The sequence below is a fragment of the Pseudomonas sp. NFX98 genome, assembly GCF_047784845.1.
Lineage (GTDB): Bacteria > Pseudomonadota > Gammaproteobacteria > Pseudomonadales > Pseudomonadaceae > Aquipseudomonas.
This window is the reverse complement of record NZ_JBLNNF010000007.1, coordinates 35,344-49,808: the sequence shown is the minus strand read 5'-3', so window position 1 is coordinate 49,808 and position 14,465 is coordinate 35,344. Positions and strand designations below refer to the sequence as shown.

13 protein-coding genes and 1 pseudogene are annotated in these 14,465 nt (G+C 59.9%); 6 read left to right on the top strand and 8 right to left on the bottom strand.

All coding sequences use genetic code 11. The features are described from left to right. Positions 1 to 56: 56 nt before the first annotated feature. Complete coding sequence (locus tag ACM110_RS10900) at positions 57 to 1,577, bottom strand: ATP-binding protein (protein ID WP_416127778.1); 1,521 nt, start codon at positions 1,575 to 1,577, stop codon at positions 57 to 59. Beyond that, on the bottom strand, positions 1,574 to 2,293 hold the full coding sequence (locus tag ACM110_RS10895) for a response regulator transcription factor (protein ID WP_338584848.1): 720 nt from the start codon (positions 2,291 to 2,293) through the stop codon (positions 1,574 to 1,576). The genes ACM110_RS10900 and ACM110_RS10895 overlap by 4 nt, the downstream gene beginning before the upstream one ends. A 279-nt stretch (positions 2,294 to 2,572) precedes the next feature. Here ACM110_RS10895 and msrB point away from each other — a divergent pair. The 3 genes and pseudogenes from msrB to msrA all read left to right on the top strand — a co-directional run bounded on the left by msrB (position 2,573) and on the right by msrA (position 5,638). Continuing rightward, a pseudogene (gene msrB / locus ACM110_RS10890) lies at positions 2,573 to 3,091 on the top strand (peptide-methionine (R)-S-oxide reductase MsrB). A gap of 33 nt (positions 3,092 to 3,124) precedes the next feature. Next, complete coding sequence (locus tag ACM110_RS10885) at positions 3,125 to 4,900, top strand: cytochrome c biogenesis protein DipZ (protein ID WP_416127777.1); 1,776 nt, start codon at positions 3,125 to 3,127, stop codon at positions 4,898 to 4,900. A gap of 30 nt (positions 4,901 to 4,930) precedes the next feature. Continuing rightward, on the top strand, positions 4,931 to 5,638 hold the full coding sequence (gene msrA, locus ACM110_RS10880; RefSeq protein ID WP_416127776.1) for a peptide-methionine (S)-S-oxide reductase MsrA: 708 nt from the start codon (positions 4,931 to 4,933) through the stop codon (positions 5,636 to 5,638). A 4-nt stretch (positions 5,639 to 5,642) separates the two neighbouring features. Here msrA and ACM110_RS10875 read toward each other — a convergent pair whose 3' ends face one another. After that, entirely contained in the window at positions 5,643 to 6,656 is a 1,014-nt protein-coding gene (locus tag ACM110_RS10875; RefSeq protein ID WP_416127775.1) for a diguanylate cyclase domain-containing protein, read from the bottom strand. A 61-nt stretch (positions 6,657 to 6,717) separates the two neighbouring features. Next, positions 6,718 to 7,623 carry a LysR family transcriptional regulator gene (locus ACM110_RS10870; RefSeq protein WP_416127774.1) on the bottom strand — a complete coding sequence of 302 codons (906 nt, stop codon included), beginning with the start codon at positions 7,621 to 7,623 and terminating at the stop codon, positions 6,718 to 6,720. 102 nt (positions 7,624 to 7,725) lie between these two features. Between ACM110_RS10870 and ACM110_RS10865 the strand changes: the two genes are divergently transcribed. Then, the gene (locus ACM110_RS10865; RefSeq protein WP_416127773.1) at positions 7,726 to 8,898 is read left to right on the top strand and encodes an aspartate aminotransferase family protein; all 1,173 of its coding nucleotides are present in this window, start codon (positions 7,726 to 7,728) and stop codon (positions 8,896 to 8,898) included. Here ACM110_RS10865 and ACM110_RS10860 read toward each other — a convergent pair. The 3 genes from ACM110_RS10860 to ACM110_RS10850 all read right to left on the bottom strand — a co-directional run bounded on the left by ACM110_RS10860 (position 8,892) and on the right by ACM110_RS10850 (position 10,073). After that, entirely contained in the window at positions 8,892 to 9,146 is a 255-nt protein-coding gene (locus tag ACM110_RS10860) for a Txe/YoeB family addiction module toxin (RefSeq protein WP_416127772.1), read from the bottom strand. The genes ACM110_RS10865 and ACM110_RS10860 overlap by 7 nt on opposite strands. Continuing rightward, positions 9,143 to 9,397: a type II toxin-antitoxin system Phd/YefM family antitoxin gene (locus ACM110_RS10855; protein ID WP_416127771.1), complete on the bottom strand. Its 255-nt coding sequence runs from the start codon at positions 9,395 to 9,397 to the stop codon at positions 9,143 to 9,145. Before ACM110_RS10855 ends, ACM110_RS10860 begins: the two co-directional genes overlap by 4 nt. 181 nt (positions 9,398 to 9,578) lie before the next feature. Continuing rightward, positions 9,579 to 10,073, bottom strand: coding sequence for an adenylate kinase (locus ACM110_RS10850; RefSeq protein ID WP_416127770.1), 495 nt, complete (start codon positions 10,071 to 10,073; stop codon positions 9,579 to 9,581). 299 nt (positions 10,074 to 10,372) lie between these two features. On the opposite strand from ACM110_RS10850, the gene ACM110_RS10845 reads away from it, so the two are divergent. Beyond that, a complete protein-coding gene (locus ACM110_RS10845) occupies positions 10,373 to 11,335 on the top strand; it encodes an IS110 family transposase (protein ID WP_416127769.1) in 963 nt (320 codons plus the stop codon). A gap of 22 nt (positions 11,336 to 11,357) precedes the next feature. Here ACM110_RS10845 and ACM110_RS10840 read toward each other — a convergent pair whose 3' ends face one another. Next, on the bottom strand, positions 11,358 to 13,274 hold the full coding sequence (locus ACM110_RS10840) for an alkaline phosphatase D family protein (protein ID WP_416127768.1): 1,917 nt from the start codon (positions 13,272 to 13,274) through the stop codon (positions 11,358 to 11,360). A gap of 205 nt (positions 13,275 to 13,479) precedes the next feature. Between ACM110_RS10840 and ACM110_RS10835 the strand changes: the two genes are divergently transcribed. Next, entirely contained in the window at positions 13,480 to 14,460 is a 981-nt protein-coding gene (locus ACM110_RS10835) for a quinone oxidoreductase family protein (RefSeq protein ID WP_416127767.1), read from the top strand. Positions 14,461 to 14,465: the final 5 nt, after the last annotated feature.

The window sequence follows — 14,465 nt, the reverse complement described above, 5'->3', positions numbered from 1 at the left end:
ATTAACCCTGTGGGAGCTGGCTTGCCAGCGATGAGGCCCGGTCAGGCGCCACAATTTCAGGCCTGTCTTGGTGTATTGAGGTTCATCGACCGCACCGCCAGCGTCGACGCCGTCTCTTCATCAACCGGCAACGAAAACCTGAACGTCGCGCCGCGCCCCGGCACATCGATCAACTGAATCTCGCGTCCATGCAATTGCAGGATGCGATGCACGATCCGCAATCCCAACCCGCCGTCACGACGTGCACCGCCGATATTGAACGGCCGCAAGAACAACCCTTCACGCAATTCCGGGGCAATCCCCGGCCCTGTATCGCTGATGGTCACTTCGATAAACGACCCTTGCGGGCGCAGCCCCAGTTCGACTTCTCCGCCCTGCGGCGTGTGGCGCAAAGCGTTATCGAACAGGTTGGTCAGCACCCGCTCAATCAAACCCAAATCGGCGCAGGCCGCTGAAACGTTTGGCGCGAACGTGGCCTTCAGTTCGACCTGACGCGCTTCGGCGGTGAGTTCGAATTTCTGGAAAATGTCCTGGGCCAGATCGGTCAGGGAAAACCGCTCCAGCACCGGTTGCACAAACCCATGCTCCAGCCGCACCAGTTCCAGCAGCGATTGCGCCAGGCCACCGACCTTGCGGCTCTGATCCAGCGCAATGCCGAGATAGCGGCGGCGATCGGCGGGTGACAGCGTGGAGTCCTTGAGTGACAGGGTTTCCAGATAACCGTGCAATGAAGCCAGCGGCGTGCGCAAATCGTGGGAGATGTTCGCCACCAGTTCGCGGCGTTCCTGATCCTGGCGAGTCAACGAACGCCATTGCTCGCCGAGGCGTGCCTGCATCTGCCGGAACGTGGCGTCGAGGATGGCGATTTCGTCGTGGCTGGCGGTTTTTTCCGGGGTGAGGGGCAGGGCCGGGGTCACCGGGACGCCGTCGATGTCGAACTGGCTGACGGTTTCGGTCAAGCGGCGCAACGGCCGGGTGATCAAGGCAAACGCGGTGAGACCGGCAATCAGGCACAACAGCGCGACCAAACCGATAGAGAGCAGGGCGGTATTAAGCGCGGCGCTGGTCGCACCGCGTTCGGCCAGTCGATCATGGTCTTCACCGAGCAGCACCACGTAGAGATAACCGGCCGGTTTGCCGTCGACCTTCAGCGGCGCGGCGCTGAACACCTTGCGTGCATCAACGCTGCGCGGGTCGTCGCCGGGAATCGGCAGCGCATCGCCCCGTAGCAGACGCTGGATCGGTGCCAGGTCAACCTTCTCCCGGCGAATCCGGCCCTCGGGCGCGGCGCTGCCGACAATCTTGCCCGCGGTGTCGAGCAGGTACACCTCGACACTCGGGTTGACCTGCATCAGCTTGCTGAACAGATCGCGCACGGCATTGGGCATCAGGCCCTGGGTGTCCATCAGCACCGTGTCGCGGGCGATGTGTTGCGCCAGGTCGCGGGACAAGCCTTGCACCACTTCCTGTTCATGCATCTGGTTGGAGCGCACTTGCATCCACGCCGACGTGCCGCAGCACACCAGCAGCAACACGGCGAACACCAGCGACAGGCGTTGCGTCAGGGTCAGCCTCATGGCTGCGGCTCCTCACCGGTGGCAAATTTGTAGCCACGACCCCACACCGTGAGGATGCGCACCGGTTGCGCCGGATCGGCCTCGATCTTGGCGCGCAGGCGATTGATGTGGGTGTTGACCGTGTGCTCATAGCCTTCGTGGCTGTAGCCCCAAACGGCATTGAGCAGGTCCATGCGCGAAAACACTTTGCCGGGCTGGCGGGCGAAAAAGTACAGCAAGTCGAACTCCCGGGGCGTGAGGTCCAGGCGCCGACCGTCGAGGGCCACTTCGCGGGTGATCGGGTCGATGGCCAGGCCGTCAATGAGCAGGCTACCGGCGTCCATCTTCAGATTGCGCGCCATGGCCTCGACCCGGCGCAACAGCGCTTTGACCCGCGCCACCAGTTCGAGCATGGAAAACGGCTTGGCCAGGTAGTCGTCGGCCCCCAGTTCGAGGCCGAGAATCCGGTGCACTTCGCTGGAACGCGCACTGGTGATGATGATCGGCGTGTAGCGCGCCATGGCCCGGGCGCGGCGGCAGATTTCCAGACCATCGACGCCGGGCAGCATCAGATCGAGGATCAAGGCATCCCAGTTGCCTTGCTGCAACAGGCGCATGCCTTCAGTGCCATCGGCACTGTGCACCACCTCGAACTGCTCATCACGCAGATGCAGGCAGATCAGGTCGGCGATGTGCATGTCGTCCTCGACCACGAGGACGCGTTTGGTCTGTTCCATCCTGCTCATCCTTCGGCGCGGCTAAGGTGCAAAAAACTGTGGGAGCGAGCTTGCTCGCGATAGCGGATTCACATTCAACATTCATGGCGGCTGACACAACGCCATCGCGAGCAAGATCGCTCCCACAGTAATCGCATCCGTTCGAAATCGGCGTTATGCATTGTGCGGGTTTTTCACAGCCCGAGTTATCACGAATTGTTTAACTTCCCGTGAGGATTTGGCGATCACCCCAAGCCTAGGCTGTGTTCCATGAAACACCCTGGATTTTTGGAGGCGCGCATGTTTTCTCGACGGCAATTTTTAGTAGCAAGCGGCGGGCTGGGGTTTGCAGCCCTGGCGATCGGCCTGTTGCCGAAGTTTTCCACAGGCTCGGCATTGATCAGCGAGGCCGACGCAGCGGAGGTGTTCGAAGTGACCCACAGCGACAGCGAATAGCACGCGATCCTCAGTGACGAACAGTACGAAATCCTCCGCGAAGAAGGCACCGAACGCGCCTACAGCAGCCCGCTGAACAACGAGCACCGCGACGGCACATTCGCCTGTGCCGGTTGCGACCTGCCACTGTTCTCCTCGGCGACCAAGTTCGACAGCCGCACCGGTTGGCCGAGTTTCTGGGCACCGCTGGATAAGGCAGTGGCCACCCGTCAGGACCGCACCTTCGGCATGGTCCGCGAAGAAGTGCACTGCCGGCGCTGCGGCGGGCATTTGGGCCATGTTTTCGATGACGGTCCGAAACCCACCGGTCTGCGCTACTGCATGAATGGGTTGTCGATGAAGTTCGAGCCTAAGACCGCCTGATCCATTTCACTCACTTTTTAGCAGGTAAACGCCATGTGGCTCCTGGTCCTCGCCTATCTCGGTGGTGTGCTGACGATTGTCAGCCCGTGCATTCTGCCGGTACTGCCGTTTGTCTTCGCCCGCACCGGGCAGCCGTTCATGAAGAGTGGTTTGCCGCTGCTGGCGGGCATGGCGCTGACGTTCGCGCTGGTCGCCACGCTGGCGGCGGTAGGTGGCGGTTTGGTGGTGCAGCTCAATCAGTACGGGCGCTGGCTGGCGCTGGTGTTCGTCGCGCTGTTCGGCCTGACACTGATGCTGCCGCAACTGGCCGAGCGCCTGACCCGGCCGTTGGTCGCGGCGGGCAGTCGTTTGTCGGAAGCGGCGGGTGCCGATGCGCGGCCGCGTCCCGGTGCTTCGTTCCTGATCGGCGTAGCCACGGGCCTGCTGTGGGCGCCGTGTGCCGGACCGATTCTCGGTTTGCTGCTGACCGGTGCGGCGCTGCAAGGCGCCAGCATTCAAACCACCTTGTTGCTGCTGGCGTACGCTGCCGGTGCGGCGACGTCCCTGGCGTTGGCGTTGCTGTTGGGCGGTAAAGTCTTCACGGCGATGAAGCGCTCAATCGGCGCTGGTGAGTGGGTGCGTCGTGGCCTGGGTGCAGCGATGCTGGCCGGTGTGGCGGCGATCGCACTGGGGCTGGACACCGGGATTCTGGCGCGGGTTTCGACGGCTTCCACCGGCGGCATCGAGCAAGTGCTGGTGGAACAACTGGCCGGTAAATCTCCGCGTAACAGCGGGGCGATGATGGCGCAAGATCCTGCCGCCGAAGGCGCAATGCCAGTGGCTGACAAATCCACGGGCAGCTTGCCGGTCGAAGGCAATCTGCCGCCGCTGGACGGCGCCGTGCAGTGGCTCAATTCGCCGCCGCTCGATGCCCAGGCGTTGAAGGGTAAGGTCGTGCTGGTGGATTTCTGGACCTACTCCTGCATCAACTGCCTGCGGTCGCTGCCCTATGTCAAAGCCTGGGCGGAAAAATATCGCGATCAAGGCCTGGTGGTGATTGGTGTGCACGCGCCGGAGTTTGCCTTCGAACGCGACATCAAGAACGTCACCAAAGCCATGAAGGATCTGGGCATCAACTATCCGGTGGCCATCGACAACGAATTCAAGATCTGGCGCGCGTTCAACAACGAGTACTGGCCGGCGCACTATTTCGCCGACGCCCAAGGCCGTATCCGTTACCACCATTTCGGTGAAGGTGCCTACGACGAATCGGAACGGGTCATCCAGCAACTGCTGCGTGAAGCCGGTGCCGCCAAAGTCTCGGGCGGGCTGATCAATGCCAAGGCTGACGGCGTGCAGATGGCGCCGGACAGCAACGAAGTGCAATCGCCGGAAACCTATGTCGGCTACCAGCGTGCCGAGCATTTCGTGCCGGAAACCGCGTTGGTGCCTGACAAGGTCGCCGCCTACAACCCGCCTGCACAACTGGCGCTTAACGACTGGAGCCTGGGCGGTCAATGGCATGTCGACTCGGAACGCGCCACCGCCAGCGCTGCGGACAGTCGCATCGTATATCGCTTCCACGCCCGGGATTTGCATCTGGTGCTCGGCCCCGGCGCCGATGGCAAACCGGTGCGCTTCAAGGTGCTGATCGACGGCAAGACCCCGGGCGACGACCACGGCATGGACGTGGCCCCCGATGGCAGCGGCACCGTGACCGACCAGCGTTTGTATCAACTGGTGCGGCAGAACGGCGGAGTGACTGACCGAACCTTCAGCATCGAGTTTCTTGATCCGGGCGCATCGGCCTACGCCTTTACCTTCGGCTGATTGCCTTTCAATTATTCAGGAGTCCAAATCATGAAAACCCTGTTCACCTGGCGCCGTACGTTGTTGGGGCTGGCCGCTGCCGGCGTCATCAGCCAATGCTCGGCGTTCTCCTTCGGAAGTGCTGAAGAGGCAGTCGTGATTCCGCCGCCGACGCTCGACGAAATCACTCAGGCCCACAGCGAAACCGCAGTCTTTGCCGGCGGTTGCTTCTGGGGCGTCCAAGGGGTGTTTCAACACGTCAAAGGCGTGAAAGATGCCGTCTCCGGTTATGCCGGTGGCGCGGCCAATACGGCGCAGTACGAGCGTGTCAGCAACGGCAATACCGGCCATGCCGAATCGGTCGAAGTGACGTTCGACCCGACTCAGGTCAGCTACGGCACCTTGCTGCAGATCTATTTTTCCGTGGCGCACAACCCGACCGAACTCAACCGCCAAGGGCCGGACACTGGCACGCAATATCGCTCGGCGATTTTCACCAAAAACGCGGAGCAGCAAAAAGTCGCCGAGGCCTACATCGCCCAACTCGACGCCGCCAAGTCGTTCAGCAAACCGATCGTGACCAAGCTGGAAAGCTACAACGGGTTCTACCCGGCGGAAGAAGAACATCAGGACTTTCTGACCGAGCATCTGACCTATCCGTACATCGTGATCAACGATCTGCCGAAAGTGGCGCAGCTCAAGCAGCTGTACCCGGATCGCTATCAGGACAATCCGGTGCTGGTGAAGGACGGTATCTAAGGATTTATCCCGAAATCACATTCTTGCCGGCGATTTTCGAGCGGTACAGTGCCTGATCGGCTCGCGCCATCAGGCCGGTCTGTTGCTCTTCATCAAAACGCTGGACCACGCCGAAACTCATGGTCACGTGGAAGTCGCCCACGGGCAGCAATTCCGAAAGGCCATGGCGGATTTTTTCAGCGAGAGTCCGGGCTTCGGCCAACGAGGTGTTGGGCAGCGTCATGATGAATTCGTCGCCGCCCCAACGGGCCAGCAGGTCGCCTTCACGCACGAAGCGTTTGACGTTCTCGACCACCTGCACCAGCGCGGCATCGCCCAAGGCATGGCCATAGTGATCGTTGATGGTTTTGAAGTCGTCGATATCCATGGCGATCAGCGACAGTGGCTCGCGAAACCGCTGGGCGCGCTCGCAGGCCTGAGGCAAAACCTGTTCCAGGCGATAGCGATTGGCGATGGCGGTCAGGGTGTCGGTTTGCGCCAGTTTGCGGTTTTCTTCGAGTTGCAGCTGCAACTGCTGATTGACTCGGGACAACTCCTGGGTGCGTTCTTCGATCAACGCTTCCAGGGAGTGATTGCGCCGTTCGAGTTCTTCGAACAGGCGTCGCTTGTCTTCGATGCTGCGGTGCGCGCCGATCATCCGTGCCACTGAACCGTCGACATTGCGCGCCAGGATATGGCCGCGATCTTCGATCCACAGGTAATTGCCGTCCTGCATGCGGCAGCGGTACTCGGCCTGATAGTCGGGGGCACGCTGGCTCAGGTAGTCGTCGAACAGGGCCATTACCCGCGGGTAATCGTCGGGGTGGATGACGTTCTCCCAGGTCAGCACATTGTTGTCCAGGGAGTGCGGCGTATAGCCGAGCATCTCGTACCAGCGCGCCGTGCGGTAGACGAAACCGGTGTTGGCGTTCCAGTCCCAGATGCCGTCGCTGACCAGTTCCAGGATGGTGTGCAGCATGTCGTCATTCATGTCAGCCGCGTTGAACTTCAACGGCTCGATATTCGATGCCTCACCCATCTGTGCTCTCCCTGTCACTGAATCATCAGCCCGCAGATTAGTGCATGGCGCATTCCGCCTGCTAGTGCTTGCCCCACTTCTGCACGGCGAAGTCGACGAAACGCCGCAATTTCGGCAGGCGGTAGCGATCCTGAGCGTAAACCAGGTGCATCGGTCGGCTGGGCGGGCAAAAATCGGGCATCAATGCCAACAGTTTTCCGTCCCGCAGATCCTGTTCGACCAGCGCATCGGGCATCATCACGATGCCCATGCCGGTCAGCGCCGCTTGATGCAGCCCGGCCGAACTGTTGATCAGCATCGGCCCGCTGACCCCCACGCTGACTTCGCCGTCAGGTCCGGCCAGCCGCCACTCCTTTTGCACCGATTGCCAATCATCCCCGGCCGGATAGGCAAAGGACAGGCAGTCGTGGTGCCGCAGGTCTTCAGGTGTTTGCGGTGTGCCGCGACGGGCCAGATATTCAGGGGATGCGCACATGGTCAGGGTGTAGTCGATCAGCGGACGGGCGATCAGGTTGGAGGGTTCCAGTGCGCCAAGACGAAACGCCACATCCAGACCGTTTTCCAGCAGATCCGGGCGACGGTTGGTCAGCACCACGTCGAGTTTCACTCGCGGGTTTTGCAGGCTGAACTCACTCAGTGCCGGCGCCAGACGCTCGGTGCCGAAGGTCAAGGGCGCGGTGATGCGCAAGTTGCCGCTCGGTTCGTCGAGTGCCTGTTCGGCCAGACGTTCGGAGTCCGCCACCAGTCCCAGCACTTCCAGACAACGCTGGTAATAGGCGCTGCCGAATTCCGTCAGACGCTGGCGCCGCGTCGTGCGGTTGAGCAGGCGTACACCCAAGCGTTGCTCCAGCGCCTTGAGGTGATTGCCGACCATGGTCGTGGACATTTCGCACTCCGAAGCGGCGGCCGTCATGCTGCCGGCCTCCACCACTTTCACGTAAACGCTCATTGCCTGGAACAGATCCATTATCAAGCCCGACTTTAAAATGATTGAAGTATTGCAGTGTTTATCCAACTCAGGTGGCTAACCATACTGCAAAAACACCGACAATTGATGGAGCTTGATGTCATGACAGCCGCCTGCCTGATGAGCACTTACCAACCGCTGGCCTTGAGTTTCAACAAGGGCCTGGGCACGCGCCTGTGGGATCAGGCCGGTCGCGAATACCTGGACGCGGTGGCCGGTGTGGCGGTGACCAATGTCGGCCACTCCCATCCGAAAATCGTCGCGGCCATCACAGAGCAGGCCGGGTTGCTGCTGCACACCTCGAACCTCTACAGCATCGACTGGCAACAGCAACTGGCGCAGAAACTCACTCGGCTGGCGGGCATGGACCGGGCGTTTTTCAACAACTCCGGAGCCGAGGCCAACGAAACAGCACTGAAAATCGCCCGGTTGTACGGTTGGCACAAAGGCATCGAGCAGCCGTTGGTAGTAGTCATGGAAAACGCCTTCCACGGTCGCACCCTCGGCACCTTGTCCGCCAGCGATGGCCCGGCCGTGCGTCTGGGCTTCAACAAATTGCCGGGGGACTTCATCAAGGTTCCGTTTGGTGATCTCAAGGCTTTGGACAAAATCCAGCAATCCCACGGCTCGCGCATCGTCGCGATCCTGATGGAACCGATCCAGGGCGAAAGCGGCGTGCAACTGGCGCCACCCGGCTACCTCAAAGCGCTGCGCGATCTGTGCAACCGGAACGCATGGTTGCTGATGCTCGACGAAATCCAGACCGGCATCGGCCGCACCGGCCAGTGGTTTGCGTTCCAGCACGAAGGCATCGTCCCGGACGTCATGACCCTGGCCAAAGGCCTGGGCAACGGCGTGCCCATCGGCGCCTGCCTGGCCCGAGGCAAAGCCGCCGAACTGTTCACCCCCGGTAGCCATGGCAGCACATTTGGCGGCAATCCGCTGGCCTGCCGGGTCGGCTGCACCGTGCTGGATATTGTTGAAGAACAAGGCCTGTTGGAAAACGCCCGGCTTCAGGGTGAGCGGCTGCTGGAAAGATTGCGCATGGAATTGGCTGACAATTCAAATGTGCTGGCGATTCGCGGGCAGGGCCTGATGATCGGCATCGAACTCAAACAACCCATCCGCGACCTGAGCCTGATCGCCGCCCGGGATCATGGGTTACTGATCAATGTCACGCGAGGGCAGATCATTCGGCTGCTGCCGCCGCTGACGATTGATGAGCGGGAGGTGGGGATGATTGTCAGAGGATTGAGTCGGTCGATTGATCAGTAGTGGTATCTGCACAGTACGACACGCACTTCACCGTTCTCGATTGAGTAAACCAATCGATGTTCAGCCGTAATTCGTCGTGACCAACAGCCGCTCAGATTGTGTTTGAGCGGCTCTGGTTTTCCCAGACCGCTAAAGGGCTCTCGCTGGATGGCCTTGATTAGCAGGTTGATTCGTTTGAGCCCGGCCTTATCGTTTTGCTGGAACCAGAGATAGTCATCCCAGCCTTCAGGAGTGAACTCGATTTTCATTCTTCGATAAGTTGCCTGGCTTTGGTTTTTCCGGCGCGCAGGTTGCCGAGGGACTTGATCAAGCGTTCGGCATTGGCAGGGGAACGGAGCAGGTAGGCGGTCTCTTCCAGAGCGTTGTATTCCGCCAGCGACATCATCACCACTGGCTCACCTTTTTGGCGGGTGACCAGCAGTGGGGTGCGGTCCTCATTGACGCGATCCATTGTTTCAGCCAAGTGCGCGCGGGCGGTGGTGTAATTGATGGTGTGCATGCTGTAATCCTCGCTTAATGCACGGAACGTACAGAAATGGGTACAGGTTGACAAGGCGATACCTCTGAATGGTCGTTGTGCAATTGGCGCATCAACGTTTGATCTGAGTATCGTCGAATCCCCTTCGGGACGTTTCCGTGAACGATGTAGTCCTTATCTGATAAAGCATTGTGTAGACCAATTAATCGGCGAATCGCTTTGCATGGACGAAGTCTGCGATTCCAACCCGGTTCAGCAACTGAACCTTGGAGCCGGTAAACCCTTCAAACAACCGCTGATGCGCCACAAACCCACTCGACCCATCACGCATTCGATAGCTGCCCGCCCACTCCAGCAACGCAATCAATCGCTCGTCGTCCTTGGTTTCCCGCTGGCGAATATTGGCGACGCAAACCTCATCTTCAACGCTTATCCAGATCAGCGCTGTCGCCCTGTGGATAACTTCGCTGACGATCCAGCCATACACCCCTTCGATCACCCAGCGTGGTTCATCGGCCGCGATCCGCGCTATGCCCAAGGCTTCGGCGCGGGGGCGGGGGATGCTGTGTTCGTCGGATAGCCAGTGAATCTGGTCGAGATCGGTCCAGGGCACTTGCAGATGCTCGGCCAGCCTTTGCGCCAGCCAGCTTTTGCCGGAGCCGGAATTGCCGATGATCAAGGTTCGGGTGAGGTTCATGAACGCCACCGATCAATTGTAGGAGTGAGCCTGCTCGCGATAGCGGTGTGACAGTTACCACTTCGGTGACTGATAGATTGCTATCGCGAGCAAGCTCGCTTGTATGTTTAGACTTGAAGGGGTGGGTGGGACTAAAGCCTCGCTTCTGACTCTGACCAGTACAGACTGTGGGAGACATCGTCCCACCCCTTCACCTAATGCGCCGATAAGGAATGCATCGGCTCGGACCGACGATAGAAACAAGCCAGCGCAACGGTGAACCCCGACAAGCCTTTAAACCGTAGCTCGGAGGATGGGTCATGACAATCTCGAATTCGCAGGTGGTTGTTGGTGTGGATGTCGCCAAGGACGAAATCGTTGTCTATCGAGCTGATCAGCAGAAGAGCCAGGTGGTTACAAACGAGCGCTCAGCGCTCAAACAGTGGCTTAAGAAGTTACCTGCGCACAGCGCGATTGCGCTTGAAGCGACTAACACCTACCACCTTGATACAACGGAAATGGCCCACGAAATGGGGCATGACGTTTACGTCATTGATGGCTCTCGCCTCAACCGATACCGCGATGGAATAGGTATCCGAGCTAAAACCGATGCACTGGATGCCGAGCTATTGGCGCGCTATCTGAGCAAGGAATCCGACCGACTCCGGATCTGGAACCCACCGCCCAAGGCTTACACGCAACTCAAAAGCGTGCTGCGCCGCAGGGCTGAGCTCGTTCAACATCGGGTCGCGCTCAAACAAAGCTGGAAAGATGAACCCTTGCTCAAGGAAGCACTGGCGAACTACTTGGCCAACATCGAGCAGACTGAAAAAGCCATCCAGGCGCTCTTGAGGAGCATCGTCATTGAGGCTGGTATGGACGCGCAGGTTAAACGTTGCCAAGCCGTTGAGGGCGTCGGTGTACTGACGGCCACCGCTGCGGTGACGGCTTTCATGCGTGGAGAATTTTCTGACAGCGATGGCTACATCGCCTTCCTGGGTATGGATCCGCGGGTCAGACAATCAGGAAAAAAAGATCAGCGACGTTACTTATCCAAACGAGGTGACTCGGAGTTTCGGCGGCTATTCCATAACAGCGCCATGGCCGCAAGCCGTTCCGCGACCTGGAAACCTTATTATCAACGCTATTTGGCACGCGGCCTGAAAGGAACTGAAGCGCTAGTGATACTTGCCAGAAAACTAGCCCGGGTGCTGTTTGCCTTGATGAAAAACCAAAGCGAATACAAGCCAGATTCTATGTTTGGGGGTTCCCCCCAAACATAGAATCTCCCACAGGTTTTTGCGGTCATTCGTCGATTTCGGGAGGGACCATTCGCGTCTTCGGCGAGCCATTCGAATTGTGCTGAAAGATATCCTGTGGCTGTCCTTTCTCATTGAAAAACACCTGGCCAATCCCCGCCGAATTCCACAACCGTTCACCGGCTTCAGCATGCTCCGGAACGTGCGGCACGATGCGCATGCGCCGACGTTTGGTCAGCCAGTTCAGCGGCGAGCGTGGCGAATAGAGCCAGCGGTTGAGGCGGTCGAACCATTCCAGCAGCGCTGGCGGGAATTCGTTCTTGATACCGCTGCTGGTGATCTGCCAGATGCGCGGCCCGGCCTTGCGGTGGCGGATCAGCACTTCGTAGACGAAGGAATAATGCACATCGCCGGACAGCACCACGTAATTACCCGGTGTGCGCGAGTGGCGGAAAATGTTCAGGATCACCTGCGCCGCGCCGCGATGGGCCATCCAGTTTTCGGCATCGACCAACAGTGGATAACCGAACCAGCTGAACACCTTTTGCACGGTTTCGATCAGCTTCACGCCGAACACCGGCGCGGGCGAAACGATGATCGCGCTCGGATGATCCAGCAGTTCCTGTTGCAGTTCGCTGAGGGCTTCCCAGTCGAGCAGGCCGGAAGGCTGCTTGAGGTTCATCTCGCTGCGCCAGCGCCGCGTGCGGGTGTCGAGCACCACCATGGCCGGTGTGGTGGGCAACACGTAATGCCAGTGCTGGAACCGCAAAAGCTCATCGATCAAGCCGTCCTGGACGTCGCTGTCGAGATAACGATCGTGCCCGGTGGCGCTGAAGGCGCGGGCCTTTTCCAGTACATCGCCGAAGGCGTCCGGGTTGTTGCCCCAACCCTGGCACAGCATGTAGGCGATCAGCGCATTGCCGATGATGCGTTTGGAGAACGGATGGCCGTAGGCCGTTTCCTCCCATTGCGCGGAAAGGTTCCAGTCATCGGTAATGTCGTGATCGTCGAAAATCATCAGCGTCGGCACGTGCGCCAGCGCTCGCGCGACGTTGCCGAGACCGGCCTTGAAACCGTCGATGCGCGTCTGCTCCAACGCATAACGCTCACGTCGTTCCTTGATCAGTTTTGGCGGTTTTGGCGCGATCAGCGTCCAGGGCGTTGGCGACCAGACCAGCAGGTACATGGCCATGACTTCAGCGAAAGTAACGAGATGATTGTCGGCGCTGCTGCTGGTGAAAATCGGCTTGCGCGCCCCGCCGAAGAAGCGGTCGCGCAGGGTTTCGTTGCTTTTCAATGCCGGCAGCAAATCGGCGCGGTGGTAATAGCAGGCGGCGTGGCCGTACAGCGCGGCACTGTCGGTGACCACTGCGCCTTCGAGATGTTCTTCGAACAGGCCCAGACGTTCGATCAAGGCATGAATCGCCCGCAGAGTCGGCCCGGCTACGTCGTCGGCGTACACCTGATCGCCGCTCATCATCAGCAGCGCCGGGCGATCCTTGGCTTCGTGTTCTTGCGCCAACAAGTTATCCACACACAGCAAACCGTCGGTCGCCGGGTGATGAGGCTTGCGGCAGGAACCGTGCAGCAGTTGATCGATGCGTGAGCGCAGGACGAAATTCGGGCAACCCGCCTCGCCATACAGCAGGTGCGGCGCCCAATCGGCGATGCCCATGCCATCGATCAGCAAGTTGTAATCGATCCGGGTATCCGAGGGCAGGGCAACATCCAGTTGCACATCAATCAAGTGCACAAAAGCATGGCTGCCCACCGCGATGACCGTGCACTGCCGTTCATCAAGGCGAATGTCGGCGAGATCCTGCAAGCGCAACGTCAGCTCCAGCGCCCGGGACCCCACCAGCCACATCACCAGCCGCGTTGGCTCCAGGCGCCGCAGCAGCGGGCCGGCCAATACCGGTGGCAGGGAAGGGTGATCGTCGGGCAGTGGCAGCGTTGCGGACATCCGGGTTCTAGACTCTTGGGGCGCAGAGGCGGGGGATGATAGCGCAGGTGACGTCGGGACCGGTGAGAACGAAGCCGTTCAGGCTGTCACCAAATGAAAAGCCATTGTCGTCTGATGAGAAGCGTCCCGACAGGCCTCGTCCTACAGTCCAATCAGCGCAATTCGATGCGACACGCCCATATTGCAGATTGGAGAATAAGAAAAAATGGCCAAAGCCGTACGCTTTTACGAAACCGGTGGTCCCGAGGTTCTACGTTATGAGGACGTCGAAGTCGGCGAGCCCGGCCCCGGCCAGGTCCGTCTGCGTCATGTGGCGGTCGGCCTGAATTATGCCGACACCTACTTCCGCAATGGCACCTATCCGATCCCGATGCCCAACGGCATGGGCGTCGAGGCCTCCGGCGTGGTCCAGGCCATCGGCGAAGGCGTGACCAACGTTCAGGTGGGGGACCGCGTCACGTACACCGGTTTTCTCAACACCCTCGGCGCCTACAGCACCGAACGCCTGATCCCGGCCGCGCCGCTGATCAAGCTGCCGGAAACCATCAGCTTCGAAACCGCCGCCGCCATGACCATGCGCGGCCTGACGTCTTCGTACCTGATGCGCCGCATCTACGACTTCAAGCCGGGCGACAGCATCCTGCTGCATGCCGCCGCTGGCGGTGTCGGCCTGATCGTTTCGCAATGGGCCAAGCTGCTGGGCCTGAACGTGATCGGCACGGTATCGACCGAGCAAAAGGCTGAAATCGCCCGTGCTCACGGTTGCGACCACACGATCAACTACAGCCATGAAGACGTCGCCGCTCGCGTTCGCGAACTGACCGACGGCGTGGGCGTCAACGTGGTGTTCGACAGCGTTGGCAAGAACACTTTCATGGGTTCGCTGGATTCGTTGAAACCCCGTGGACTGATGGTTTGCGTGGGCACCGCGTCCGGGCCGATCCCGGCGTTCGATCCGGTAATGCTGGCGATGAAAGGCTCGCTGTACCTGACCCGTCCGGCCCTGGCCAATTACATCAGCGACCCGGCGGAAAAAGCCGAGCTGGCCGGTGAGTTGTTCGACCACGTCGGCAGCGGCCGGATCAAGATCGAAATCAACCAGCACTACGCGTTGCAGGATGCGGTGCAGGCCCACCGTGATCTTGAATCGCGCAAGACCACCGGCTCGTCGATCTTCGTCATTTAAGGAGC

Coding starts and splice junctions, on each gene's coding strand:
- ACM110_RS10845 (WP_416127769.1), top strand. CDS start 10,373: ATGACAATCTCGAATTCGCAGGTGGTTGTTGGTGTGGATGTCGCCAAG.
- ACM110_RS10900 (WP_416127778.1), bottom strand. CDS start 1,577: ATGAGGCTGACCCTGACGCAACGCCTGTCGCTGGTGTTCGCCGTGTTG.
- msrA (WP_416127776.1), top strand. CDS start 4,931: ATGAAAACCCTGTTCACCTGGCGCCGTACGTTGTTGGGGCTGGCCGCT.
- ACM110_RS10860 (WP_416127772.1), bottom strand. CDS start 9,146: ATGAAAATCGAGTTCACTCCTGAAGGCTGGGATGACTATCTCTGGTTC.
- ACM110_RS10895 (WP_338584848.1), bottom strand. CDS start 2,293: ATGGAACAGACCAAACGCGTCCTCGTGGTCGAGGACGACATGCACATC.
- ACM110_RS10865 (WP_416127773.1), top strand. CDS start 7,726: ATGACAGCCGCCTGCCTGATGAGCACTTACCAACCGCTGGCCTTGAGT.
- ACM110_RS10885 (WP_416127777.1), top strand. CDS start 3,125: ATGTGGCTCCTGGTCCTCGCCTATCTCGGTGGTGTGCTGACGATTGTC.
- ACM110_RS10840 (WP_416127768.1), bottom strand. CDS start 13,274: ATGTCCGCAACGCTGCCACTGCCCGACGATCACCCTTCCCTGCCACCG.
- ACM110_RS10850 (WP_416127770.1), bottom strand. CDS start 10,073: ATGAACCTCACCCGAACCTTGATCATCGGCAATTCCGGCTCCGGCAAA.
- ACM110_RS10870 (WP_416127774.1), bottom strand. CDS start 7,623: ATGGATCTGTTCCAGGCAATGAGCGTTTACGTGAAAGTGGTGGAGGCC.
- ACM110_RS10835 (WP_416127767.1), top strand. CDS start 13,480: ATGGCCAAAGCCGTACGCTTTTACGAAACCGGTGGTCCCGAGGTTCTA.
- ACM110_RS10875 (WP_416127775.1), bottom strand. CDS start 6,656: ATGGGTGAGGCATCGAATATCGAGCCGTTGAAGTTCAACGCGGCTGAC.
- ACM110_RS10855 (WP_416127771.1), bottom strand. CDS start 9,397: ATGCACACCATCAATTACACCACCGCCCGCGCGCACTTGGCTGAAACA.